Here is a 24,891-nt window from a genome sequence, read left to right as displayed (position 1 = left end):
TGGCATTTCTGTTTTTAAGTGTATTTTCTATTGGTAAGAATGGCGTGATGGTGCTTTCATTCTTTTTTCAGAACGGGTTCCACTGGCCTGGTGCCCAAATCGAACCACCATTTTCCGGTCGGCGATGATTAAACCATTTGCATTGTCGACAGCCCTGTTGGCTTCATAATCGTGCTCCATCTCCACAAAACCAAATCCTTTACTTCGGTGCGAGCCTCTGTCGCGTACAATTCTAACAGAAGTAACATGTCCGTATTCTGAAAAAAGCTCGTACAAGTCTTCTTCAGATATTCGGTAATCAAGATTTCCTACATAAAGCATCATAACAAGGTATTTAAGATTGGTATAGGCTATGTTATAAGATTAATCTAAACTGTCGGGAGCTACTTGTTTAAATAGAGCGCGTAACTTTAAAATTAATGAATTTTGTTCTGATTTAAAATGTTTTACAGTTACTTTCTGAAGGAAATATTTATATGACAACCCGACCTCATACAGGTGTGATACCGCTGAGATAAAAAATAAACGCCGGATTATCCGGCGTTTTCTACTATTCTAAATAAATCGTTAAAATCGAAGAATGGCTGCGCCGGCGGAATATCCACCACCAAAAACGGTGATTCCTAAAAGGGCATCCTTTTGAATGGTGTCCATATTTTGTGAAAGACAGATACCGGTACTGGCTGAACCTGTATTACCGAGTTCACGGATATTGGTAAATATTTTGTCTTCATTTAGCGAAAGCTGACCTGCCAGGTTTTTGATAATGCGGTGATTGGCCTGATGGGGAACAATCCAGTCGAGATTGTCGACCGACAAGCCGCATTGTTCCGAAGCTTCTTCCAGTGCAATGCGCATGTACTGGCACGCCTGGATGAAAACGTCCCTGCCATCGGGCATTTGCAGTCCGTCGCGTCCCGGCGTCAGGTAGACCGCCTCCGGACCTTTACTGATGTGGCCCAATCCGCGGCTGTAGATGCTGAGGATTTCGGCAGGCTTATCGCCCAGTGGCTCATCGCTGATGAAAAGGGCGGTAGCCCCATCGCCCCATAAGTGGCCGCTTTTTTCACAGGTTTCATCGCTGAAAGCGGTGTTGTGCTCTGAAGCAATAACCAAAGCCTGCTTCGATTTTCCCATGGCGAAGTACCCTTCGACAATTTCGAGGGCATTGACTAAAGAAGAACAAGCCGATGAAATATATACCACCTGTGCGTCTTTGATATGAAATTCCCGTTGAACAACGTGTCCCATGGTGGCCACCGTGTCGTATGGAGAATACGAGGCGCCGACAATCAAATCAACATCGCGGATATCGAACGGGAGAGAAGGCAATGCATTTTTGACGGCTTCCACCGCCATGGTGTTGGTGTTTTCATCTTTCCCAGCCTTTGAACGGGTTTTGATTCCGGTCCGTTCAAAAATCCAGGAGTCAGATAAACCATTTACCTCTTTGAAATATTCATTGGGAACCCTTTCCTTGGGTAAATAGTGTGATACAGTGTTTAGAAACATTTTCATTTTATGATGATGGTATATAATAAATATCTATCTGGTCTGTGGTTTGATTCCCTGAAACAGAATTTTGGTGCAAAGGTTTAGCGTAGTTTGATATTTAGAGCCGAAATCGTCTTTGATGAATTTGGGTTCAAAACCTTTGATGGTAGTATGTGCAATATCTGCTGTGAGATCGGGATTTTCGATACTGAAAGAGCCCGAGTTGTTTCCTTCCCGAATAATTTCAGCCAGGTAAGCTTTTTCCCGGATATCCAATTCTTTTCTTATTTCCTCAATTCGGGGTTGGTTATTCAGAAAATCGGAACGAAGAGAACGGTTTCTTTTGACGAGGTCTTCCAGCGCTTGCATCCGTACAGCCACAAAATGCAGAAACTTTTTTTCTGGCGATAAGCTGGATTTTACGACCTTGTGCAGGCGCTTGACAATTAATTCAATTTCACTTCTGACAACGGCCTGGTATAGGTCGTCGCGGGTTTTGTAGTACATGTAGAGCGTTCTTCTCCCCAATCCGGAAGCACGAGCCACATCTAACATCGTGGTTTTGCCGATGCCTTTGTTGGCAAAAAGTTTCCTGGCTACATTCAATATATTGCACCGTGTTTTTTCTTTCATAATAAAAATGCACACATTGGTCTCCTGTGTGCAAAAGTAGTGATTTGTCGGTTGACCGATGTTATTTAATACTCAAATATTCATTGATAATCACGGGATAATGTTGTGTTTTCCGATCGGGGGGTGGTAAGTTGTTATTTAACAATGCTGTATGATGTATTATTATTTAAAAAAATACCTGAGAGCTAAAAAGTGCGATATTATCCATAAAATGTTAAGAAGAAAGTTATAAATGCTATTTCTAGTTTTAAAAAATATTCATCATTATTTAGACTGGGCAAATGTTTTAAATATGCCGTATTTATTGGTGATGTGTGATGATTAGGTTATAGGGCATGTAAATAAGCAATAATTTATTATTGATAAATTGTTACTTAATGTTAAATTCGCAGAAGTTAAAAACAAAGACCAAAATATTTATGGGGCGTTTAAGCAAGAAACAAGTGTTTCTGTTAGCACTTTTTATCTTCGCACTAACCCCGTTTCAATACTTATTCGGACAGAGTGATAAAGATGATGAGTCGGGAGAGCTTCGGGGAAGAATCCTCGATATGAAATCAAAACAACCGATTGAGTATGCTAATATCGCCTTATTCCGTTCAGTTGATTCAGTGTTGATTAACGGAACAGCGTCGGCAAGAAACGGCTCGTTTGTGCTAAAGAATATTCCTTACGGGAAATATTTCATGAAAATTCGTTTTATGGGGTATTCGCCGCGGGTGATGACGAATGTAGAACTTGCCCAACAACGAAATCCGTTTATTCTGGGAGATTTATTTCTGGAGCCGGATGTGAAGCAACTTGGCGAGGTCGATGTTGTTGAGCGTACCGGGGGTGTCAGTACCAAATTGGATAAAACAGTGGTGAACGTTGCTAACCGGATGGAAGGAGCCGGAGGAACCGTGGTTGACTTGTTGCAGCGTGTTCCATCGGTTAATGTAACGCCCGGCGGTAACCTGACATTGAAGGGAAGCGAAAATTTTCTGGTACTGATTGACGGAAAGCCATCTCCGCTGAAAGGCAATAACGCATTAAAAAGTATCCCCAGCGACAACGTGCAAAAGGTCGAGGTAATTACCAATCCATCCGCCAAATATGATTCGGATGGAACAGCCGGCATCTTAAATATCATCACGAAGAAAGGCCGCGGCGAAGGCTGGGATGGTAACGTCACGCTTGCCCATGACCAGATAGGCGGTTATGCTTCCGATTTTATCATCAATCATAAAGCCGGGAAACTCAGCTTCTTCGTGGGAGCCGACCATAATAAGCGGAATATGGAAGGAGATGCGACGTCTGTAGTGAAGAACTACCAAAATGGTTATTTGCTTCAGAGTAACCAGGACGGCAGACGTTATTCTTACCGAAAAAATACAGGCGTTAGAGGAGGTATTGAATTTGCTCCATCGAAAAAAGATGACCTGTTACTGTCGGCAACTGCCGGAACTTATTATGTATTGAATCATGCCGATTTCGATATGACCTATTCTTCCAACGGTCCGGATTCCTATGATATAAAACGTATGAGTGTTGGTGAAAACCGGAGACCCGGAGATTACCGGGGAGCCTCGTTATCCTATTCCCATGCGTTTAACAATAAAGGGCATAAACTGGAAATCACCGGGCAGTGGAACAATACTTCGTTTGACAACCGGATGCATAATGAGTTGAAAGACGAAGCCGGAAAACTGACCAACTGGATGAAGACGAAGGATTCGCGCAACGATGATGATAGTCGGATTAATCTGGATTATTCTTTGCCGTTGGGCGACAAAAGTAAGTTCGAAGCCGGGTATCAGTTCCGCAAAGAGAATGAATCATCAGTGTATACGGCAGATTTATCTCAGGCGGGTACAGAGTTGTCTGTTTTTTCAGTTAGGGACTCAAAGAGCAGTTTAAGTCGTGAGATTCATGCGTTCTACAGCCAGTACCGGAAGAACTGGGAGAAAATGGAACTGCAGCTGGGACTGCGAGCCGAGCATACGTCGCGATTGCTGAACAGTGTGACCGATAACTGGCAGAAAAAAGTCGACAAGTGGGATTTATTTCCATCTTTCTTTCTGAATTATCATTTGCCTCATAAGCAAACGATGAATCTTGCTTTTTCGCGAAGAATTGATCGGTTGACGACTATTCAAATGGAGGCCAATCCCAGGTGGTTTGATTTTGACTACGTTCAATCAGGAAATCCATTCCTCGATAACGAATATAACAACTCGTTGTCGTTGACTTATTCCAATTCCTTCAAGAGTAACAGCATCACATTGAAAGGGTATTATGATTATTATAAAAACCATATTTTCAAAGTGCAAAGCATTTACGCTGGAACCGTTGTTAATTACAAATTCGAAAATGTGGGAGATGAAGATGCGCTGGGATTGGACGCCACGTTCAATTTTAAGATGAATAGCTTTTGGACAATGATGCCCATCTTCAATTTTTATAAGTTCAGGGTGAAGACGGTGGGAGAACTCGCTCCAATTTATGGCACGCGTGGTGATGCAGGAGTAAATATCCGTTGGTCGAATTCATTCAGAATCAGTGATAATACCTTTTTCCAGATCATGCCAACCTACGGAACCGGCGTGAAGAGACCACAGGGTAGTAACGAGCATGTTTTTTACACCTACATATCTTTTCGCCAGCAGTTCCTGAAAAAAAGACTGTCGTTGACGTTGATGGCTTACGATATTTTCCATACAACGGATATTGTAACAAAAATAGATGAGCCAAATTTTTACCAAACCACGTCTATGAAACCCAATTACCCCATCCGCTTAACGCTCTCGTATCGTATCAACAATTACAAGCGCGACAAGCGGAAACAGGCGACCACAGTGAATATGGATTAACACTAAAACGGTCTATTTTTTTACATTGATTTTGAAGACGTCGGCATAAACAAGACGCGGTTCGTTGTTGGGCGGAAGTCCATCGCCTCGTTGCCGAAGAGTTGTTTTTAACTGCTCGCCGGAACGCTCATACTCCCGGATGATAATCTCGAAGGGAGTGGAGCGGTATTTTCCGGGCAAGTTAAAGTCTTTTACCAACCGAAAATATCCGTTGTTTACGTTTTTTTCTGAAACCGCTATCGTGTAGTTGTATCGCGAAAGCGCTTTGTCTGTGCGGTCATCATCTAAAATTGCATCAATGGGTTGCGCCAGTTCCGGGTCGATAAAAGTAATTTCGAAATAACTACCCGGATGGTTGGGGTAAACATGAGAAACCAAACCGGAAATGGTGATTCTAAACCGCGAGTTATTAGCGTCGTTGTTGAATTCGATATGCGTGCGCCTGTCGGGAAGTAATTGCATGAAATCAGCGGTAACAGGTTCACTAAGACAAACATCGTGATTTCCTTCCTTCAGTGAGTTTTCCTGATAACGAGCCAGGATCAACCGGATGAACGGGAAATACATCCGCTGCGTACTAATGCTGATATCGGCGTACCATTTTTTCCGCTGCTTGTCAAACCGAACCGGATAAATAACCGCATCCGTACGGATATTTTTAACTCCCGGGTGCTCCAGATTTCGAACGGTTTCTGCATTGAAACCAAAATCATCGGGTAATGGCCCGGTTTTATCGGGTTTTGTCGATGGATGAATCGGGTCGATTCCCCACATGGTGAAGTTGGGATTGTAACGCTGAGCCGCCCGCATCATGGCGGTTTTATCTTTGTTGCCTTGCGGCATTAAAAGGATGGCCAGTTTCTCTCCTTCGCCGGATGAAAACCACGGACGGTCCATGTAAACACGCAATCCACCACCATTTCGTTTGTGAATCATCACTTTGTTACCATCCGATTTTTCCCAGTGCATCAGAGGCAGAACATATTCTACTTTCGGAATAGCCGGCCTGGCGGTGGAAAGAATATTCACCTTCTCAAACCAGGGACCTTCGCGTTTTACCGGTTTAGGTGTTTCGTCGCTTTCGCGGACAAACATTTCCGCATAGCGCGAAGTTCCTACCGGGCGATAATCGACCCAACGGTGTTTGGTATCGTTGAACCGATGTACCAACGGGGGAATTGCCAAAACAAACCCACGATAGGTAATGGTTTTGAACGTAACATCAGGTTTCATCCGGAACAATTGGACAGGCTTCTGATCGGGCTCTATTTTTTTGATCATGGGGCCGGCGATTCTCAGTTTCATCTGTGGCTTTTCTTTGGCGGTACTGATATACCCAAACTGCTTTTCGGATTCGTGATAACCAACTACAAACTGGTCGAGTTGTGAATTGGCATCTACCTCTTTGGGTTCCGTCAATAAGGGATTGTCGTCCATGTCTTTCCAACGTGCTTCGACATACATTTCTTCCGTACTGCGGGCATGAATTTTCAGCTTCGTATTCAAATCGGCATCCGTCGAGCCAAAATCTCTGGCTGGTTGTATTACATCGATTTTCGGCTCTTCTACCGGTTGTTGAACGGCATGAACCAGTTCCAGTTCACGGCCGGGACTGAGCATCCAGTGCCTGCCGGTGAAAGCTAGTTGTCTCAGTTTCTGGTCTCCGGGTGATTCTTCTTTCAACATCTTCCAAACGCCCGACAGCGACTGCAAATCGGTGGAGCGCCAGAAAGAGGTGAATTTCAGTTTCAGGCGGTAGCCCTTCGGCAAACGAACGGTCAACATCCGGTTGCCCGAACTCCAGGTTGTCCCGAAGTCACCTTCAGCCAGCTGAATGCGTAATGAGCGATATTTCAACCAGTCGCCTTCGCCTTCCGTGTTGTTAGTTGGATTGAGTTCACTGGAAGAGAAAAAGCTGAAATAGCGTGGGTCGAATGTCTTTTCGTGCGTTTTTTCATAACCGTCAGCCAGGAAAATGGCTACACCGGCTGCAGCCGGATCGGGGATATATTGGATCGAAGCTTCCGATTCGGAGTAGATTTTGTCTTTCCCGTCAGCCATCACTTCCGGTGATTTCTCCCGGCCCACGATGAGCTGATACATCTCACGTGCGGCGTCTGGATTATCGTCAAATGCTTTGTCGAAGCGTCCATGAGTTTCGGCCATTAGCTGGCTGTTTTCCGGCGGAAGCAAATGACGGGCAGTTGTTCCATTTCCAGTACCCTCGGCTTGTTCGTATGCCTCGGCGGTTTGGTCAAAATTACTCCGGATTACCAGCGATTCAGGTGTTTCTCCCTGCCGCAAAGCGTTTGCCAGCAGAAGCAGCGGATTGGAAACCGGTTCGTAACGCTGGTAAACAAATCCGGAAATGATGCATTTATCCGAACTATCAGTCTCGCTTTTCAATGCTACACTATTCCCTGCAAGGTCAACGGTGCGAACCCTAATATTGTATGATTTTCCAAAACGCAGTCGCGGAAGCGTACCCGGAATGATTTCTGACTGAACATTCAATTTGAAATCCAATGTTGGGTCGAACGCAAACTTTTTTTGTTCGTCAGCCATGGTCCGGTGAACGTAATCATGACTTTTGTCGGGCGACGAGTCGTCTGCTTCGTTAATGGCCAACCCGGGACGTGGAACAGCAAGACTCCAGCCTTCCCAGCGAAAGAGTGTTTCACTGACAAAAAAGTCGTCAGGGTTTTCCGGATCCTGACTGGCTGCCATCTGCAGAAAACCTTCGTCAGGCTCTATATCACTTATCTCGGTGGGATTGTTGTTTTCGTCGTAATAGTTTACCCTGTCCTGTTTCCGGTGAAGCGAATACCATTTATCCGGTTGCTCGCTGTAAGCGATGTCCATCCGGTATCCCAGCGTTACGTCTTCAGCGTAAAGTATCTCTTCTGGCGCAATGATATTGTGCTCTCTTTTTCGGTAATGCGTAGCGGAAAAATCGGCCTGGAGCTTTTGTGTGATCTGAAACCGATGGTCGACAAACACATCGATGTCGTTTTTGATAATGCCAATTCCGGCACTGCGCATGGGCGGCATCCCTTCGTCATCTTCTTCCTCGTCTTTTTCGTGTGCCAGATTCAGTGCCAGATTGGTGATGGTCATGCGCTCGATTTGCTGACTTTGTTCCGTAACCTGAATCTGCCTGATGGAATTCTTTTCAATTTGGTTGTCGACCATTTCAGATAGCTGGACGGCTGTTCCGTCGGTGTCAATCTGGTTAGCTGAGAATTCCGGAGTGTTGATTTTGACAAAGCCGTTGTGCAGGAACGCATCGTTCTTTTCGCGGGCGTAGAATCCGTCACTGGTCAGTCGATAAGCCGTTCGGGGAGTCGAAATTTCGGTTTCTACTTCCCAGTCGGTCACCGACGGATAGATCTTGAGTGTACTTTCCGGGGCAACATTTTCAGGAATCGGGACGAGAAAATCGAGTACCAGCCCGAATTTCCGTTGCAATTGCGGATAGCTTCCCAAAGCGGCCAGAATATCGTGAAACTCAAATTCCGGCTTTTCAATCTTTAGCAAGGGAGCTTGCAGCATTTTCATTTTGTACTTGTGAAAATCACGCAACTGAACAAAATTGTATGCCGGTACCTTCGCCTGTAATTTCAATTCTTTATAATTCCTGGCAGAGAGAAGTTTACTGTGGTCTTCTTCCAACATGTTATTTTTGACTAGTTCGCGGGTAACCATTGGTCGGATGTTGGTGATGGGTTGTCGCTGGAATTGCCTGATTTGGGTTTCCTGCAAAGGTCTGAAACGGCCGATGTTCTTCACCTCGGTATTTTCCAATAGAACTTTTCCGCGAACAACTATCTCCGGCGATTTTGTTCCGAATTGCGTGTACGTTTTCAGCAGAAAGGTTTTCATTGACGCCACCTGGTAGCTGTGTATCCGCGAAAGCGTATAGTCTTCTTTTTTATAGCTCTCCACCTTGATATCTTCGTGGAAAAGATCACTCCAAAGAAATGGATCGAGTCTATCCTGAACCGGTTGAATGACACTTTCTTTACCGTCCATATTCAGTGAAAACTGCATTGCATTCAGCTCGTCGTGCCATTTCAGTATATCAGGAAAATTCTTGAGTTTTAATTTGCCCGAACCCGCCAGTTGAATGGCAATAGCCAAAGACAAGCGCAGGTAATCCTGACCATTTTGGCTGGTACGTCCGTTAGGAAGCGCTGTGAAAAGAATGGATTGTTTCATGATTTGCTCGGATTAGGGGTTAGGCAAATGCTTTGCAGTAATCGAGCCAGGCCGGCTCCGGAATCGTATCAGAGAATAATGGGTCGGCATCAGCAGCCCGAAGTTCGCGTCTTACTTTTACGGTAACGCTTTTGCTGAAGAAGAGCACCTCTATTTTTACCTTGACGCTGGCCTCACCGATCATCTTTTCGACTTTCTTTACCGTCTCGCCATTAATCATTTTGTTGACGATAATCGCGTTCAGCGACAGGTAAAACTCCATGCTCAGGGTGATAATGCCCAATATCGATAAGTTACCGTTGATACGCAGGTAACCGGAGAGTTTCGAGATTGACTGGTCGTTTTCGTACTCGATGCTGTAATAGAAGCCGCCGGCCACCTGTACGCCGCCACTGGCAACACCCACATTGAGCGATAAGCCTGCAGAAAACTCGAAGGCCGCTTCCAGTTTGGTCAATCCGGCAATCGAGGTCTGCAAAGCGAAGAATCCTCCGCCGCCAAAGAGACTAACCCTTAACAGGAAGGGATTTTGCCGGGTGCAGAAATTAAATCCAAGTGTCAACGGATCGCCTGTAAAGGGAAGATAAAGCGAAGCTCCGAGCGACACGTTGGCCAATGAGAAAATTCCGACTTCGATGGGTGGAATCTTCAAATCGTATCCCGCACGAATGCCAGCACCTTCCAGTTTGATGGTGACACCCTCGCCAAAGCCCTCGGCCGGAATAATTTGTTGCAAGCCGTTAACAAACGAAAGTGGTCCGAGGAAACGCAACGGAACTGTACCCAACTGAACTTTGACATCTTTCTTGGTTTGTGTTCCTGCTTTGAATGTCAGTTTCCGGAAATCAACGGCTATCATACCACCAATCGAGACATTGAAATTTTGCATGCTGGCCATCACTTCGACCTGTGGTGGCGTTTGTGCATCGATCGACTTAACCATCCGGTTGTTGATGGTTAGCGTATTATTCGGATCATCAGCATTGAGCGCGATAAAACCGTCGAAAACCGTAGTCGTTTTATTAAATTCGGGCTGCCACCGGTATTCGGCCACAAATGAATTCCCTACCCGGTAGGTTTTTAAATTTGGAATACGTGGCGTCTGACCGTTCATGAAGTCTCGTACCTGGTTGGCGAGACTCTGTAAGTCATTGGTTTTTGTGGCTATTTCATTTTTAAGCTTTGCAATATCCTCGGTTTTATTTTCGGCAATGGCTTTCTCCAGTTCGGCCTGTTTCAGTAGGATTTGTTTTCTGACTTCATCAATCTGTTCCCGGTAGGAGGAAAGTTGATTTTTTAGCTGATTAAACGCACTTGCTCCCAGGTTGACCTGATTGAGGAGTTTTCCCAGTGGCAAAGCCCCAAAAATTTTAGGAAGGTTGAATCCGGGAATGTCCGGTGTATCTGGAAAAAATTTATCTGGCTCAAAGCTCAGTCCGGCGATGTAATTAACGTCTCCGGAAACAGGGCCGAAAATCTTGGATAATCCACTTACCGAAATGTTGGGGGAGAGAAAACCTCCGGTTTTATCGGCACCACCGTTGAAATCGATGGGAAGTTTTTCGTCTTTCCACATTTTCGACCAAACGGTTCCTTCGTTGCGGTCGTCATACAACTCAATTTTGACAGGTTGTTTTTGACCGGTAAATTCTTCGGCGGCTTTAACCAGAACTTCCGCATAATCGATTTCCGGGTAAAAATTCATGCGGGTACCCGGATAGGAGTAAGGTTTGGCTTTAAATCGCAGAGTAACGGTCTCAAGGCTTGTATCATCCGGTAAAATACTGTCAGCATAAGCAATTTGCTGCCCGTTTAACTCCGTGGTTCTTACCTTTTGATATATATCGTCCTGACTATTGTTGTTTTCATCTGTTTGATTATAAATTTTTATGACATCGTTGATATGTTGTCCCAGAAAGTCAGCATAATCCTCAATGAACACCATCGGGCAGCGGAAATGAATGGTGGTGCCTTCTTTATCAACCGCTTCCATTTTAAACCGGAAAGGACTGCTGCCCACATTAATCAGGAAGTTCTGTGCCGGTGAACTGACCAGAGATGTGGGCAAATCGATGGCAGGTGTAACCAAACTTACCAGACGAATGGACTGGAATGGAAAGGCGTTGAATTGATTATTCGCAGTGTACGGGTCATAGAAGAACTCCGGTTCTCTCACCACGACGAACATCCGCTGAATATCGGCTGCCGAACGGGTGGGTTCATCGAATTCACGCTGCGTAATCTTAATGAGTGCTGCTTCATGCCCGAACGGGAAAAGGTAGCCGCGTCGAACGACCCTGACAAATTGGTCGCGACCCAATGTGGCCAGGTGTTTCCAGTCGATGAGGGAGAATCCGGCATCCTGAATATCCTTATAATCAAAATTACCGTGAGCATCGAGCCAGCCTCCCAACGCAGAAAGCATCAGTCGGTTTACAGCCACCGCTCTCGGCGTGAAATCTGCTCCATAGTGCGAAGTTTGATGCACCAAATCATTTCGGTCTTTGGCATTGAGTGAGGCTCTGAATGGAATTTCTACATTGTTCCCGGGATATTGAAGATTTTTGCCGTTATAAACATCCCTGGACCAGATCGCCCGTATCGTGCTCAGGTTTTTGAAAACTTCTTCGGAGACTTCACCGCTTTTCAGTTGAACTCCCATACGGGTATGCCACAACTCGAAAATCTGATTCTGGTAAGGAACTTCCTGTGTCGCTTCAGAGTTAGCCGATGAACCGATTCGCCGCATGGCCATCATCGGTTTTAATTGTATCGAAGTCTTTGGTCGGTAGCTGTCGTCATACGAGTTGATTATTTGGAGAATATGACGGAAGCCTGCCAGTTGGTTAGGTGAAATGAACAACCTTCCGGGGATTTCGAGCGATGTTTCCATGCCGGTGGGAGGAGCAAAGAAGTTGACAGGTCGCATATTGACAAAGTTCATTTGCCTGAGCTGCGTCAGCGTGGGAACCTGTGCCGGAAGAAACTTGCCGGCATTCTGCTCCTCATAGCGTTGCTCAGAGACCTCTTGCTTTCGCGAATGCGCCGCAATGCGAATTTCCGATTCCGTGGCTTTCTCTGTATTTCTGATAATGGAAATATTGAGAGGCTTCATATTTTTAGGAATGGAAATCTGCGCTGGTTGCCTGAAACGACTGATATTGGCCGGAATGATCATCCGTGTGGTATTCAGTCCGGTAAAAAGCCAGGCCCTGGGATTGATACGTAGCTTAAAGCGTTCCCAACTAAGCAGTTGATTGACTATTAGCGGCATGCCCTCGAATTCTTTGGAAAGCTCAAAAACAAGCCGGCTTTTCCCTGCTGTTTCAAACTTAGCCGGAAGAGCTACCGGTTGATTACTGCCTGTTGCGTTGGCACCCGGTTCGTTGGTCTTTAATTCGCTGGTGCGGAAAAAAGCCTCCTCAAGAACATGTTGTGGCGGAAAATAAACCACCATGTATCCGGGCTTACCGGCATCGCGCAACTCGATATAGGATTGCTGTTGCTTATTGGTATAGCGACAATTATAAAATTCGAATGATAGTTCGACTAAATCTTCAGCCCGTAGCATCGAGAGACGAATCGGGACATCAAGTTGGAGTCGCGTATATCTGACCTGCGGATTGATTTGAATATTCGGACTCGAATTCGCCTCGCCGGAAAGAATAATTTGTTGCGGAAGCGATTGTACCGGCAGGCTCACGGCACCCTCAATGCCGATGCGGGTTCCTGCCAAAGGAACGGCACAGGCAATCAATTCATTTCCATTATCGCCGATTGTCAGCTGGAAATTATCGTCGACTTCCGGTTCGTCGTGCAGGCACAAGGCTGCACCAGGTATGTTTATCCAAGAAGGTGAATGGCCTACCTTCCCCTGAAGTTCGATCGATTTTCTCTCTCCGTAATGAACGGAGACGATGGATTCGATTAGTGGAAGCGAAGCCTCATTCCTGAAAGGATGATAGTAGTAAGCCGGGCTATTTTCTTTACCACAGTAGGCCAGCAATGTATTTTGATAATACGATTTTTCTCTGTCAAACAGGAGCGCGTTTATTTGCTGACTTGTTTTTTCTGAAGAATTCGATATCCTGTCAGAATTGATAGGAACAGGTCTGCTGGTCCCTTTTCCCGGAAGGGTAAAATTCAAAAATGAAACCGGGCTTTTTAGTTTCGTATCCTGAAGATTGGGGGAGAGTTCAAATCCCGAAAACTGGAGTGATTCTCCGGAGAACGTCAGTTTCATTTTGGAATGCAGGCGAGCATGAAGTTGCCAGTCGCAGCTGATTTCGACATTTGCCAGCGAGCGAATGGAAATCGAATCGGAGTGGTCTAGCCTAATAACTTCATCTATCGGAATACTGCCGCGAACGGTTTTTCCATTCAGCCACTCGTCGAGCGAAAGCTGTTGGTCAATTCCCAGCTTATCGAACCGGATATGAAGCTGCCAGCCCCAGGTGCCAGATTTGAGGGTGGCAGTGAAATCAGGCGATAGTTGGAGTCCCGGGAAGCGGCTTCCCTTTAAACGAATCCTGATTTCCTTTTCGTTCTGTTGAACGCGATAACGCGGACGGCCCCCCAACAACGATTTGTCAATGGTCCAGTTGTGATGGTTGTAAGCGATGGTGAGCTTGTGAAGAGAATGGTGGAGGACCGGTCTCTGGTGGAGAGTGTCGTTAATCAGGTCGACGGCCGGGTTCCATGAAACCAGCGTAATGCCTAATTTTTTCAGCATATTGCGCCGGCTGTTGCTTCGTAGCCTGCTTTCTTTCGAGGTTAGAATCAGGGACCGAAGCGAGGAAAAAGCAATCTTTTCTGTCCCCATATCTGTAATTATTTCAATTAAAGATATGAGATTATGTACAAGATGTCAATATGTTGATTTAGAATAGATAGCCTTCCCTTACGTTGAAATACCTTAAAATATTGAGATTATTGCCTCAGTAATTTAGACGAAAGTTTCTCAGGGGAAGTCAGATTTGAGGGCAAAAGCTCAGGGTGACTGACTCTCGACGGGCAAATGTCAATTCCTCCGCGGCGGGTGTAAATACAGGTAACCATCAGTTTTTCAGGTTGGAATTTGTCCCAGAGCCGTTTGTACAGCATTTCACAAATTTCTTCATGAAAATGATTTTCATTCCGGAAGGAGACAATGTATTCGAGCAATCCTGTTGGTTCCGGCAATGTTTCTCCTTTGATGTGGACAAAAGCACTTCCCCAGTCGGGCTGGTGGGTCACTTTACAATTGCTGCGCAGAAGATGCGTCGCCAGTTTTAACTGCTTCTCGTTTGATTTTGCTGATTTCAGTAATTCCGGGTTTTCTGTGAAATCGTTAAACTGGATATTTCCCAGTTCCAGCTCCTCTTCCATTACCATGAAATCCTGAAAATCATGAGCTGCAACTTCCGGTTCTTTATCAAAAAATGCCAGCTTTACTTCGCATTTTAGCAACGCTTCCAGGTCCTTTTTGATGATATCTGTAACCTGTTCGATACCTGATTTTGGATCATTTCCATAGGATGACATATTGAACGAGTTCAGGTACAATTTTAGCGACTTACTTTCTACCAGAAACGGACTATCGAACGGATAAACCAACTTGAGTAGACCCGTAACAGGCAAACCGTTTTCTGTTAGAAATCCGACCTCATAAGCATGCCAGGTATCCAGTCCGATAAACTCCGTCGGCGGTTCGCTGATACCGTATTGTTCGCGGTTTACCTTGCGGGGAACCGCAACTAGTACTTCGGGCGCATACTGTTTTGGATAATCGACTTTTTTGCCCAGTAGTTTATCTTCGGTCGAGATCGTATTTTTCATGGTAATAGTTTGCTCAGGAAATTTTGGAATTAAACACCCGGTTTGTCGCCAAACAAATCGATGTGAATGCGCGGACAATAACGCCAGCCATGTTGAATGGCTGTTTCGAGCACCCGGAGGCTGGTTTTCCCCAGCGTCTGATGATTACCTCCCAGCGGCATAGCCAGAATATCGGAAGGTTTCCAGCCGGAAATATGATTCAGAACTTCTTCGTGAATAGATTCGGTGTTTTCGGATCCGCTCATCACAAACTTCAGTTGGAAATCCTTTTCTCCATTGGAATTCAGGCACACATCGATGTACTGCTGAATGACGTCCGGGCATGGTGTTTTCTGAGAAGGAGCTGCAGCTACTTTTTCAGCCAGTTGTTGAGGAAGCTGCTTCAGCTTCTCTTCGGTCACCAGCGAATCGCTGAGCTTTGGCGAAATACTGAACAGGTCGATATGACGGGCCAGCTCTTCATCGAACAGGGTGCCGTTGGTTTCGATGGTAATGAGAACGTCAAATTCTTCTTTTAGCCGACGGCAAAGTTCTTTGAGGGAACGATGCTGAATGGTCGGTTCTCCACCAGTAATCACGACATGGCACATATCGCCCAGGTTGTGCCTTACCGTTTCGATGATTTCGTCAACTTTCCACAGCTGGTTTTTGCTCACGTCGAACGAGGAGTCCGGCGTATCGCAAGCGCTTACTCCGCCTCCCGGAATATTCCACATGCAGCGGAGGTTGCATCCCGATAAACGAATGAAAAGCGAGGCCGTGCCCACCAATTTCCCTTCACCCTGTATGGTTCCCGGATGTTGCAGACCGGTGGCCGGCACATCTGTCAGTAACTTGCCTTCAGCATCCCGGGTAATTGGGAAAATGCCGTTATTGACCAAAAGAAGTGACGCAGCCATGCGAAATTAATTTTCGAGATGAGTGTTTTTGAAAATTTTCTGTTGTTTCAATTCCTCCCACCAATCCATGTCGTCCCATTCGGTTCTGATGCCTTCACTCAGCTTGATGTCATCCAGCGTAAAATCAACCAGTGCGAAATCTTCAGTGAATGCTTCGGCATAACCGGTCTGTGTTTCGTGAACCCGTACCGATTGAAGCTGAATATCACCTTCACCGTTTTTTCGTTCAGTGTTTCGAATGATTTTGTCAATCACGTACAAAAACATCAAAGCATAGCCTTCCGCCGAAGGCGAAACAGGAATCTCAGCAACTCTCTGGTTGATTTGATACACGGCATCCTTGATTTCCGGCTTTTCTCCCTGCCAAAGCGAGTAGGCGTGATCGAAACTGTTGATGAATTCACCCACCTTACTCAGCAGGATGAAATCGAGAACCATAAATCCTTTGTCCAGCTTGTTCGATTTAATGAATACTTCTACTTCATACGAATGGCCATGAATGTTTTCGCGGCACAACTTCGATGAACAATTGCGCACAATATGGGCTCCTTCGAACCGGAATTTTTTTCTGATAATCATCTCTCTCTGCTTTTTTATTTTTCCAACAACGGATCGGTATAGCCGGCTTCTTCGAATGCTTTCGCGCGAAGCAGACAGCTGTCACACGTTCCACACGGTTTTTCGCCACCCCGGTAGCATGACCAGGTGAGGCCAAAATCAACTCCCAATTCCATTCCGAGACGGATTTCGTCAGCTTTGGTTTTGTCGATAAACGGAGCATGTACATGAATGGGATCGTCCATCTCGGCACCGCAAACCGTCCCTTTATTAATGGCGGCTTCCATAGCATCGATGAATTCCTGGCGGCAGTCGACGTAACCGGAATAATCCACCTGGCTAACCCCGATAAAAATATCACGGGCGCCAATAGCTTCGGCGTACGATGCTGCAACCGACAAAAAGACCATGTTCCGGGCCGGAACATAAGTAACCGGAATATCGGTGCGGGTAACGTCGCCGTTTTCAACTTCGATGGATTGATCGGTCAGCGCAGAGCCTCCCCATAAATCCAGTCGCATATTGACAATGTGATGTTCTTTTACCCCGGCACTTTGGGCTGTTTCGCGGGCACTTTGCAACTCACGTTCGTGGCGCTGGCCATAGTCGAACGAAAGCGCATAAACATCAAATCCCTTTGATTTGGCCAGGTGTAAAGCTACCGATGAATCAAGGCCGCCGGATAAAAGGACAATTGCTTTTTTCATATTCTGATACAAATAAGATATTTCCAAAATCATCAGAAGTGAGAAACCGTATTCCTGAAAAAGCAATAAACATACGAGGTAACATCCGAACATAAAGTTCGAAGAGGGAGGGGAAAATCTTCTCTCTCGATGGGCCCTAGTTTTGTTTATAGACAGGATGGTTTCGAACTGTCTGCTGACGTAATCAACGTCGCAAAGTTAGGAAACATTTGGCTTACCGCAAGCTTCTTTTTTTAACAAACAGCATGAAAAATGGGCCGTAAAGAAGCGACATTTCTTCGCGGCCCATTAGGTTACCTGTTTCAAGGGGCTACTCGCTCTCCTTATTTTCCAGCGCACTGATATGTCCGTAATAACTGATTGAATTGCGGTTGTTGCTGTTTATGGTAAGCGTACCGTAACCATTGTTGCTTACCGAAAGTGTCATCGAATAACTATCGCTTATATCGTTAACGGTTGCCTCTACCAGGTATCCTTTGCCCTTTTTCTGTGGTGTGATAGTAAATTTTTTGGGCTTACCGTCAAATTTTATTCCTCCCGATCCACCATAAGGCACGTTGTAAGCTCGTCCAAAGAACGGCATATCTGCCTGAATACTGTCGGGATAAAACCTGACAAAATTGGGATTAGTCGTCAGGTCCATGGTTCTGCCGCCGAGAGGCATGGCTTGTCTGGCAATAAACTGAAAATGTTTTGAGTTCACCAGCTTTTCTGTTTGCTGTTTCTGTTTTTGCTTTTTATCCTGTTTCGAAGGATTCTCTGCTGCATAAACCGATGCTCCAAGCAACGCTAATGTCATCAATAATGCTACGATTCTTCCTTTCATCATTATGTAAGTTTTTAATTCATCATGTTCTTTCGTTTATATTCCAAATGACATGCCATGTTTTTGATTTATAACACTAATTATGAATTAATTGAAAGAATTAAGGAACGCAACTTATAAGTTACGAAAAACGTCGTTTTAATCCTTCATCTCACGGGTGGAAATAAACAATACTTCTTATTAAAATTAAAGAAGTAAATATTCTTGCAATTAAACTTTTTAAAAGTTTCCATTTCATTAAAATCCTGACGTAAATTTGAGTGAATATGAACCATTTTCCAGAAAACAGGTGAGAATATTTGGTATGGACAGTGACATCAAGGTGATTCGATATGTGGTAGGAGTGGGGATGATTTTGCTCATCGTCAGTAATGTTTTGGCCGGAAACAAATCAAGAGAGGAGCGAAAAAGCCGGCTCATGAGTCCTGTTCGTTCGTTTCATCCTAAGGAATATGTTTGCTATCGTGCGTCAGAGCCCATTGTAATCGATGGAAAACTGAATGAGGAAGCCTGGCAGCATGCCAAATGGACGGACGATTTTCAGGATATTGAAGGTGGTTCACGGCCGGTACCACGGTTTCGTACCCGGGCCAAAATGCTTTGGGATGACAAGTTCTTTTACGTGGCAGCCGAGATAGAAGAACCCGACGTCTGGGCAACAATCAAACAGCGGGATGCCGTGATTTTTCATGATAATGATTTCGAGGTATTCATCGACCCGGATGGCGACACGCACAACTACACCGAGTATGAAATGAATGCGCTCAATACAGTTTGGGATTTGCTGCTGGAACAGCCGTACCGCGATCGGAATTTTGTACTAAATAACTACGATTTGAAAGGCCTCGTTTCGGCCGTTTCGGTAGACGGAACATTGAACAATCCGTTTGATAGGGATAAAAAATGGACAGTCGAAATTGCTTTCCCTTTAAGTGCTTACGCCGAATTGAAAAGCAAGCCGGCTGGCGGTGTGCAATGGCGGGTCAATTTCTCGCGCGTGGAATGGCAGATTGAAAAAGTTAATGGAAAATATCATAAGAAAATAAATCCGGCAACAGGTTTTTCGTACCCGGAAGATAATTGGGTGTGGTCGCCACAGGGAGTAGTTAATATGCACCTGCCGGAAATGTGGGGCTTTGTGCAGTTTTCGGATATTCCTTCCGGAGGAGGGAAAACGTCCTTCAAATGGAACCGTGATGAAGATGTAAAATGGGCTTTGCGACAGGTTTACTATGCGCAACGACGGTATGTCTCAACCAATCATCGTTATGCATCAGATGTCAACCAGCTTGCAGATCTTCGGGAAGTGCCCGATTCTTTAAATGTGAAAATATATAGGACTCCCGAAATGTACGAAGCGATTATTCAATCACCCTTTTCGGGAAAGAATTGGCACATTAACCAGGAAGGAAGAACATGGAGTGACAATTAACCAACCAACGATAAACTATGGACAAACGAACTTTTCTGAAAACCATCGGGGCTGTAGCAGCTGGTGTCACCTTTTCGGGTAACCAATTGCTGGCCGGGAATTTTGAACCTAAGCATAGGAAAGCAGACGGAAATCAGCTTTGGCTTTGGATTGGAGGCAAGAGTGACTGGACTGACGAGCAGATCAAGGACACTTATGCTAAAATCAAGGAATATGGTTTTGATGGTGTGTGTTCCAATGGTGATTTGGAGTATTTCGAACGACTAGCTCCGATTACCAAGTCGCTGGGACTTCAGCTTCATGCTTGGTATGTAACGATGAATCATCCCGGAGATAAGGAAGCGCAGAAACATCCGGAATGGTACCAGGTAAGCCGCGAAGGATATTCATGCCTGGAAAAACGGCCGTACGTTGATTACTACCAGTGGCTGTGTCCTTCTCAGGAAGCGGTTTATCAGTATATCGAAAGTCAGGTGATGGCACGGGCAGCAATTGATGGCGTCGACGCAGTTCATCTCGATTATATCCGTTACCCGGATGTAATTCTGCCGATCGGTTTGCAGCCCAAATACAATTTGGTTCAGGATCACGAATTCCCGGAGTATGATTACTGCTATTGCGATACCTGCAAGCAAAAGTTCAAAGATGAGTACGGCCAGGATTTGGACGAGATGGAAGATCCGACGAAGAGCAAAGACTGGCGGCAGTTCCGTTACGATAGAATAACCCGCCTGGTGAATCGGTTGACAGAAAAAGTGCATCAGGAGGGGAAAAAGATTTCGGCAGCCGTTTTTCCTTATCCGGATTTGGCTCGTACCATTTGCCGGCAGTCGTGGAACGATTGGAATCTGGATATGTTCTTCCCAATGATTTATAATAATTTCTATAATGAAGATGCACGTTGGGTGGGGAAAGCCACGCGAAAAGGTGTACGTGATTTGAAAGGAAATGCAGAGTTAATTTCCGGTCTTTTTCTACCGGCTTTTAAAACAGATGCAGAAATGGAAAGTGCCATTCATTTTGCAAAAAAGAATGGGGCTGCCGGCATCGCCATATTCGATTATAATGGAATGAAGGACAATCACTGGAATTTATTAAAGACCCTGAGTTAACCCGTTTATATACGTTTATTGCAGTAACAAAAGCGGCACTGGATGAGCATACAGTGCCGCTAATTTTTTATTTTTTAAAAAGACTTTCTGCATCGGTCAGGGTGTTTTGCCCATCTTTCCACAAGGCATAGTTGAAACCCGGATGAATGCAATAGGCTCCTGTTTCGCCTGCTTTGTTAATGGCGATGTACCCGATTTGGAACTTCTGGTATCCCGGAATCTTTTTCGCGATTCGGTGGACGGCTTCTTCACATGCCTTTTGAGGACTCATCCCGTTTCGCATCAGTTCCACTACAAGAAAACTACCGACGGTTTTCATGACCAGTTCGCCCATACCGGTCGAGGCAGCTCCACCCACTTCGTTGTCGCAGAACAGACCGGCTCCGATGATGGGTGAATCGCCTACGCGGCCATGCATCTTGAATGCTGCTCCACTGGTGGTGCAGGCTCCGGAAAGGTCGCCGTTGGCATCAATGGCCAGCATGGATATGGTATCGTGGTTCTCGATGTTAATGACCGGCTCGTATTTCGATTTCTTTTTCCACTCTTCCCAGGCTTCCTTCGCTTTATCGGTAAGAAGATTTTGTTTTTTGAATCCTTTCTCCAGTGCAAACTGAAGAGCGCCTTCGCCCGAAAGCATCACGTGAGGCGTATCTTCCATCACTTTCCGGGCCACCGAAACAGGATGTACAATGTCTTGCAGAAACGTAACCGAACCGGCATTGCCTTTTTCATCCATGATGCAGGCATCCAGCGTAACATAGCCGTCACGATCGGGATAACCACCCAAACCAACTGTCATGATGTTCGGATCGGCTTCGGGAACACGCGCACCCGCTTCTACAGCATCCAGCGAACGACCACCTTCTACCAGGATTTTAGCTGCCACTTCATTGGCCGGCAAGCCGTGTCGCCATGTTGAAATGATGATGGGTTTTCCTTTCAACGGTGTTGTGGGAGCCACTTTTTCCGCTGCAGCGGAAACCTTCTGGTTGAGAAGTAATCCGGACGTTGCTACTACCGAACCCGCTAAAAATTTCCTTCGTGATATCATAAGTTGTCCTTCAATTTTAGATTCGAATGGCAACTTATATAGAATTTTTCTAAAGTAGATGAATTTTAAAAAGGAATTATGGGTACTTTTTATTGATTCTACTGTAGATATTGGTCTTCGTGAAAATAAATTGTTATTTTTTTAAATCAAAAAGCGTTTAGTAACCAAAATATGTGAAGTATGCAGAACCGTATGTTTACCAGTTACAGAGGTGCGCTTGTCCGCGGAGTTATTGCCGTGATTGCCGGTGGATTGGCGGTGTTTGTGCCGAATATCACATTGCAAAGTATTGTTGTATATATCGGTTTGCTTATCCTGTTGGGAGGATTGGTGTCGTTGTTATTTGCACTCAGGAGCAAGAATCCTTCCGGCCGCAATATGCTCATGACGCAGGCTGTTTTCAACCTGATCATTGGAATTCTGTTTGTGGCCCTTCCGGCAACGATGGTGAAAATATTTGTGATTGTACTCGGAATTGGATTCCTGTTTATCGGTATTTTCCAGTTGATGGGAGCGCTGAATGCGCGGCACGAATACGGCTGGTCGTGGATTTACTTTATTATCTCAGTTTTAGTGATAATTGCAGGAGGCGTTATGCTGGCCAATCCTTTTAGCAGTGCAGAAACCATTCTGACTTTCATTGGAGTTTTGTTGTTAATCTACGGACTAGCTGAGTTGTACATGTCATGGAAACTAAGTCGCCAACCGAAAACGTACCATGGAAAGGAGGTGACAGATACACATTTTGAGGAGCTGTAACTGTCAGAAAACCAACTAAATTTTATTTTTCAAATTGCCTTCCGTGAAAGCTTAAGGAAATTTTAAGTGAGGAGAGAGTAGGAAACCATCAGGAAATTAAGGCGTTTCAGGCGAAATTCGCTATATTCAGACGCTGAAAGTGCTTAATAATTGATTCTCTAATCCTATTTCTGAAACGCCATGATTCTTGCTCGTGTACTGGCATACCTGCCATTGTTTTTAATGACTGCCTGTCACTCTCCTTCGTATGACGCTGTTGAAGAGGAACATGGCAACCTGACTGCCTTTGTCAACCCGTTAATCGGAACAGGCGATGCCACAACTCCCTCTTCAAAAAAATTTGGTGGTGGTAATTCCAGTCATGCACAAGTAATTCCCGGTGTTGGATTTCCTTTCGGGATGACGCAATGGACTCCACAGACGCGTGTTTCAGAGGCGCATTGTCTGGCTCCGTATTATTATGCTGATGCCAAAATACAGGGATTTCCGGGTACTCACTGGATGAGTGGCTCCTGTACGCAGGATTATGGCAGCATGACCATTATGCCCCTGTCAGGAAAGGTGATTCCGGACGTGAAAGAAAGAGCTTCTTCTTTTTCGCACGAACGTGAAACAGCCAAAGCTAATTACTACCAGGTATTTCTCGACGACTACAAAGTGAATGCAGAACTGACAGCCGAAAATCACTCGTCTGTTTTGCGATTTACCTGGATGACCGACTCTGCCAAGTACATTCTGTTTAATCCCAACTCCGACGAAGGTCAAGGCTTTGTTGAAGTGGATACGGTAAAGAACGAAATCCGATGTTACAACCCGGTTCACCGTATCTACCAGGGATTGGGAGAACCGGCCGGTTTTAACGGTTGGTTTATAGTAAAACTTCCTGAAAAGATTACTGATTTTGGCGTGTGGAAAGGCGACTCAGTTCTTTCGGGGGTTACTACCGTGAAAGATGAAAAGAATATTGGTGTCTGGATAAAATTATCACAGCCGGCAGGCGACCCGGTTAGTCTGAAAATAGGAGCATCTTTTACTTCTTTTGCTGCAGCAGAAGATAACCTGGAGATGGAAATTGGTGACCATGATTTTGATTATGTCCGGAAGGAAGGCCGCCAAATCTGGAATCACGTGCTGCAGCGGGTCGATGTGGGCGGCGGTACCGACGAAGACAAAGAGAAGTTTTATACCGCGTTATACCACAGTATGTTGTTGCCACGCCAGTTTTCCGATGACGGTGGCACATTCCCGAAGTTCGATAAGCAGTATCAGATAGAGACTGATAAGACTTTTGTTTATTATGGAGACTTTTCGATGTGGGATACGTTCCGGGCGGAACATCCGTTGCTCGATTTACTGCAACCCGGTCGGAGTTATGATATGATGAAATCATTACTGGAAAAAGGATACAGTGGTGGGTGGTTACCGATTTTTCCGGCCTGGAACAATTATACGTCCGAGATGATTGGCGACCATGCTGTGGCAACTTTGGCCGATGCAGCCATGAAGGGCATCATTGACTTAACGGATGATGATTATGAGCTTCTTCGCAAGAACGCGATGGAAACGCCGGCTGATTCGGCTGACTATGTCAACGGGAAAGGTCGCCGGGCACTGACCAGTTATTTGAAATATGGCTACATTCCGTTGGAAGATGAAGTGAAAGATGCGTATCATCACCGCGAACAGGTTTCGCGAACACTGGAATATGCTTACGACGATTTTGCACTGAGCCAGGTCGCGGGTTTGTTGGGTGAAAAGAAGGACCAAAATCTTTTCCGGCAACGATCAATGAATTATAAAAACGTATTCGATCCGACGGTAAAAAGTGTTCGTGGGCGCCATGCCGATGGTTCCTGGAGTAAGGATTTTGACCGCGAAAAGAGTGCTTCGTTCATCTCGGAAGGAACGCCCTGGCAATATACCTGGTTCGTTCCGCAGGATATTGGTGGTTTGATTAAGCTGATGGGCGGTGAAGCGGCATTCAATCAGCAACTCGATGAATTTTTTGCCAAAGGTCAGTACTGGCATGGAAATGAACCGGGACATCAGATTCCGTTCTTGTACAATTATTCCGGGGAACCGTGGAAAACACAAGAGCATGTGGCAGAAATCCGGCACAATGAATACAGCAACGGACCCGGTGGTTTAAGTGGAAATGACGATGCCGGTCAGATATCGGCCTGGTATGTTTTCAGTTGCATGGGATTGTACCAGGTTTGTCCGTCGGTTCCGGAGTATGTGATTTTTACCCCGGCTTTTGATAAAATCACATTAAATCTCGAAAACGGAAATAAGTTTACTATTCTGGCACCGGGTGCGTCATCTGGTAAGCTGTATATTCAGTCGGTGAAGTTGAACGGGAAAAAATACCATAAGAATTATATCCGGCATTCCGATATCTTAAAAGGCGGCGTGCTGGAGATGAAGTTGGGAGACAAACCCAACAAGAAATGGGGAACGGCCCCGGAGGACCGTCCCTTTTCGTTGGAAAGATAACACACGATATCTAATCGGAAGTTCCCGACTTCAC

16 protein-coding genes are annotated in these 24,891 nt (G+C 45.4%); 5 read left to right on the top strand and 11 right to left on the bottom strand.

The window, feature by feature from the left end:
- Positions 1-27: 27 nt before the first annotated feature.
- From CLV93_RS08850 to CLV93_RS08840, 3 genes are all read right to left on the bottom strand, one after another.
- Positions 28-324, bottom strand: a complete 297-nt coding sequence (locus CLV93_RS08850) for an RNA recognition motif domain-containing protein (protein ID WP_106541805.1) — start codon at positions 322-324, stop codon at positions 28-30.
- 243 nt (positions 325-567) lie between these two features.
- A complete protein-coding gene (locus CLV93_RS08845) occupies positions 568-1,518 on the bottom strand; it encodes a 3-oxoacyl-ACP synthase III family protein (RefSeq protein ID WP_211297788.1) in 951 nt (316 codons plus the stop codon).
- Positions 1,519-1,545: 27 nt separating this feature from the next.
- Positions 1,546-2,127: a TetR/AcrR family transcriptional regulator gene (locus CLV93_RS08840; RefSeq protein ID WP_106541803.1), complete on the bottom strand. Its 582-nt coding sequence runs from the start codon at positions 2,125-2,127 to the stop codon at positions 1,546-1,548.
- A 419-nt stretch (positions 2,128-2,546) separates the two neighbouring features.
- Between CLV93_RS08840 and CLV93_RS08835 the strand changes: the two genes are divergently transcribed.
- Complete coding sequence (locus CLV93_RS08835) at positions 2,547-4,979, top strand: TonB-dependent receptor (RefSeq protein ID WP_170108903.1); 2,433 nt, start codon at positions 2,547-2,549, stop codon at positions 4,977-4,979.
- Between the two features lie 12 nt (positions 4,980-4,991).
- Here the strand turns inward: CLV93_RS08835 and CLV93_RS08830 are convergent, their stop codons facing one another.
- The 7 genes from CLV93_RS08830 to CLV93_RS08800 all read right to left on the bottom strand — a co-directional run bounded on the left by CLV93_RS08830 (position 4,992) and on the right by CLV93_RS08800 (position 18,007).
- Positions 4,992-9,197, bottom strand: a complete 4,206-nt coding sequence (locus tag CLV93_RS08830) for a hypothetical protein (protein ID WP_106541801.1) — start codon at positions 9,195-9,197, stop codon at positions 4,992-4,994.
- Positions 9,198-9,216: 19 nt separating this feature from the next.
- Positions 9,217-14,019: an OmpH family outer membrane protein gene (locus CLV93_RS08825; RefSeq protein WP_106541800.1), complete on the bottom strand. Its 4,803-nt coding sequence runs from the start codon at positions 14,017-14,019 to the stop codon at positions 9,217-9,219.
- A 107-nt stretch (positions 14,020-14,126) separates the two neighbouring features.
- Entirely contained in the window at positions 14,127-15,014 is an 888-nt protein-coding gene (locus CLV93_RS08820) for an NADPH-dependent 7-cyano-7-deazaguanine reductase QueF (protein ID WP_106541799.1), read from the bottom strand.
- Positions 15,015-15,043: 29 nt separating this feature from the next.
- The gene (locus CLV93_RS08815; protein WP_106541798.1) at positions 15,044-15,913 is read right to left on the bottom strand and encodes a 7-carboxy-7-deazaguanine synthase QueE; all 870 of its coding nucleotides are present in this window, start codon (positions 15,911-15,913) and stop codon (positions 15,044-15,046) included.
- Between the two features lie 6 nt (positions 15,914-15,919).
- Positions 15,920-16,492 carry a 6-pyruvoyl trahydropterin synthase family protein gene (locus CLV93_RS08810; protein WP_106541797.1) on the bottom strand — a complete coding sequence of 191 codons (573 nt, stop codon included), beginning with the start codon at positions 16,490-16,492 and terminating at the stop codon, positions 15,920-15,922.
- A 14-nt stretch (positions 16,493-16,506) separates the two neighbouring features.
- On the bottom strand, positions 16,507-17,178 hold the full coding sequence (queC, locus tag CLV93_RS08805) for a 7-cyano-7-deazaguanine synthase QueC (protein ID WP_106541871.1): 672 nt from the start codon (positions 17,176-17,178) through the stop codon (positions 16,507-16,509).
- Between the two features lie 310 nt (positions 17,179-17,488).
- Positions 17,489-18,007, bottom strand: a complete 519-nt coding sequence (locus CLV93_RS08800) for a DUF4251 domain-containing protein (RefSeq protein WP_106541796.1) — start codon at positions 18,005-18,007, stop codon at positions 17,489-17,491.
- 301 nt (positions 18,008-18,308) lie between these two features.
- On the opposite strand from CLV93_RS08800, the gene CLV93_RS08795 reads away from it, so the two are divergent.
- Together CLV93_RS08795 and CLV93_RS08790 are read left to right on the top strand one after the other, a co-directional pair.
- The gene (locus CLV93_RS08795; RefSeq protein ID WP_211297787.1) at positions 18,309-19,436 is read left to right on the top strand and encodes a carbohydrate-binding family 9-like protein; all 1,128 of its coding nucleotides are present in this window, start codon (positions 18,309-18,311) and stop codon (positions 19,434-19,436) included.
- A 17-nt stretch (positions 19,437-19,453) separates the two neighbouring features.
- Positions 19,454-20,548 carry a glycoside hydrolase family protein gene (locus CLV93_RS08790; protein WP_106541795.1) on the top strand — a complete coding sequence of 365 codons (1,095 nt, stop codon included), beginning with the start codon at positions 19,454-19,456 and terminating at the stop codon, positions 20,546-20,548.
- 67 nt (positions 20,549-20,615) lie between these two features.
- Here the strand turns inward: CLV93_RS08790 and CLV93_RS08785 are convergent, their stop codons facing one another.
- On the bottom strand, positions 20,616-21,602 hold the full coding sequence (locus CLV93_RS08785) for an isoaspartyl peptidase/L-asparaginase family protein (protein WP_106541794.1): 987 nt from the start codon (positions 21,600-21,602) through the stop codon (positions 20,616-20,618).
- A gap of 180 nt (positions 21,603-21,782) precedes the next feature.
- On the opposite strand from CLV93_RS08785, the gene CLV93_RS08780 reads away from it, so the two are divergent.
- Together CLV93_RS08780 and CLV93_RS08775 are read left to right on the top strand one after the other, a co-directional pair.
- The gene (locus CLV93_RS08780) at positions 21,783-22,361 is read left to right on the top strand and encodes an HdeD family acid-resistance protein (protein ID WP_106541793.1); all 579 of its coding nucleotides are present in this window, start codon (positions 21,783-21,785) and stop codon (positions 22,359-22,361) included.
- Positions 22,362-22,541: 180 nt separating this feature from the next.
- Positions 22,542-24,857, top strand: a complete 2,316-nt coding sequence (locus CLV93_RS08775) for a GH92 family glycosyl hydrolase (protein WP_106541792.1) — start codon at positions 22,542-22,544, stop codon at positions 24,855-24,857.
- Positions 24,858-24,891 lie beyond the last annotated feature (34 nt).

The sequence above is a fragment of the Prolixibacter denitrificans genome (assembly GCF_003014495.1).
Taxonomy (GTDB): Bacteria; Bacteroidota; Bacteroidia; order Bacteroidales; family Prolixibacteraceae; genus Prolixibacter; species Prolixibacter denitrificans.
The sequence above is the reverse complement of the archived record's forward strand: the minus strand, read 5'-3'. Positions and strand labels throughout refer to the sequence as shown.

Coding starts and splice junctions, on each gene's coding strand:
- CLV93_RS08850 (WP_106541805.1), bottom strand. CDS start 324: ATGATGCTTTATGTAGGAAATCTTGATTACCGAATATCTGAAGAAGAC.
- CLV93_RS08845 (WP_211297788.1), bottom strand. CDS start 1,518: ATGAAAATGTTTCTAAACACTGTATCACACTATTTACCCAAGGAAAGG.
- CLV93_RS08840 (WP_106541803.1), bottom strand. CDS start 2,127: ATGAAAGAAAAAACACGGTGCAATATATTGAATGTAGCCAGGAAACTT.
- CLV93_RS08835 (WP_170108903.1), top strand. CDS start 2,547: ATGGGGCGTTTAAGCAAGAAACAAGTGTTTCTGTTAGCACTTTTTATC.
- CLV93_RS08830 (WP_106541801.1), bottom strand. CDS start 9,197: ATGAAACAATCCATTCTTTTCACAGCGCTTCCTAACGGACGTACCAGC.
- CLV93_RS08825 (WP_106541800.1), bottom strand. CDS start 14,019: ATGGGGACAGAAAAGATTGCTTTTTCCTCGCTTCGGTCCCTGATTCTA.
- CLV93_RS08820 (WP_106541799.1), bottom strand. CDS start 15,014: ATGAAAAATACGATCTCGACCGAAGATAAACTACTGGGCAAAAAAGTC.
- CLV93_RS08815 (WP_106541798.1), bottom strand. CDS start 15,913: ATGGCTGCGTCACTTCTTTTGGTCAATAACGGCATTTTCCCAATTACC.
- CLV93_RS08810 (WP_106541797.1), bottom strand. CDS start 16,492: ATGATTATCAGAAAAAAATTCCGGTTCGAAGGAGCCCATATTGTGCGC.
- queC (WP_106541871.1), bottom strand. CDS start 17,178: ATGAAAAAAGCAATTGTCCTTTTATCCGGCGGCCTTGATTCATCGGTA.
- CLV93_RS08800 (WP_106541796.1), bottom strand. CDS start 18,007: ATGATGAAAGGAAGAATCGTAGCATTATTGATGACATTAGCGTTGCTT.
- CLV93_RS08795 (WP_211297787.1), top strand. CDS start 18,309: ATGGACAGTGACATCAAGGTGATTCGATATGTGGTAGGAGTGGGGATG.
- CLV93_RS08790 (WP_106541795.1), top strand. CDS start 19,454: ATGGACAAACGAACTTTTCTGAAAACCATCGGGGCTGTAGCAGCTGGT.
- CLV93_RS08785 (WP_106541794.1), bottom strand. CDS start 21,602: ATGATATCACGAAGGAAATTTTTAGCGGGTTCGGTAGTAGCAACGTCC.
- CLV93_RS08780 (WP_106541793.1), top strand. CDS start 21,783: ATGCAGAACCGTATGTTTACCAGTTACAGAGGTGCGCTTGTCCGCGGA.
- CLV93_RS08775 (WP_106541792.1), top strand. CDS start 22,542: ATGATTCTTGCTCGTGTACTGGCATACCTGCCATTGTTTTTAATGACT.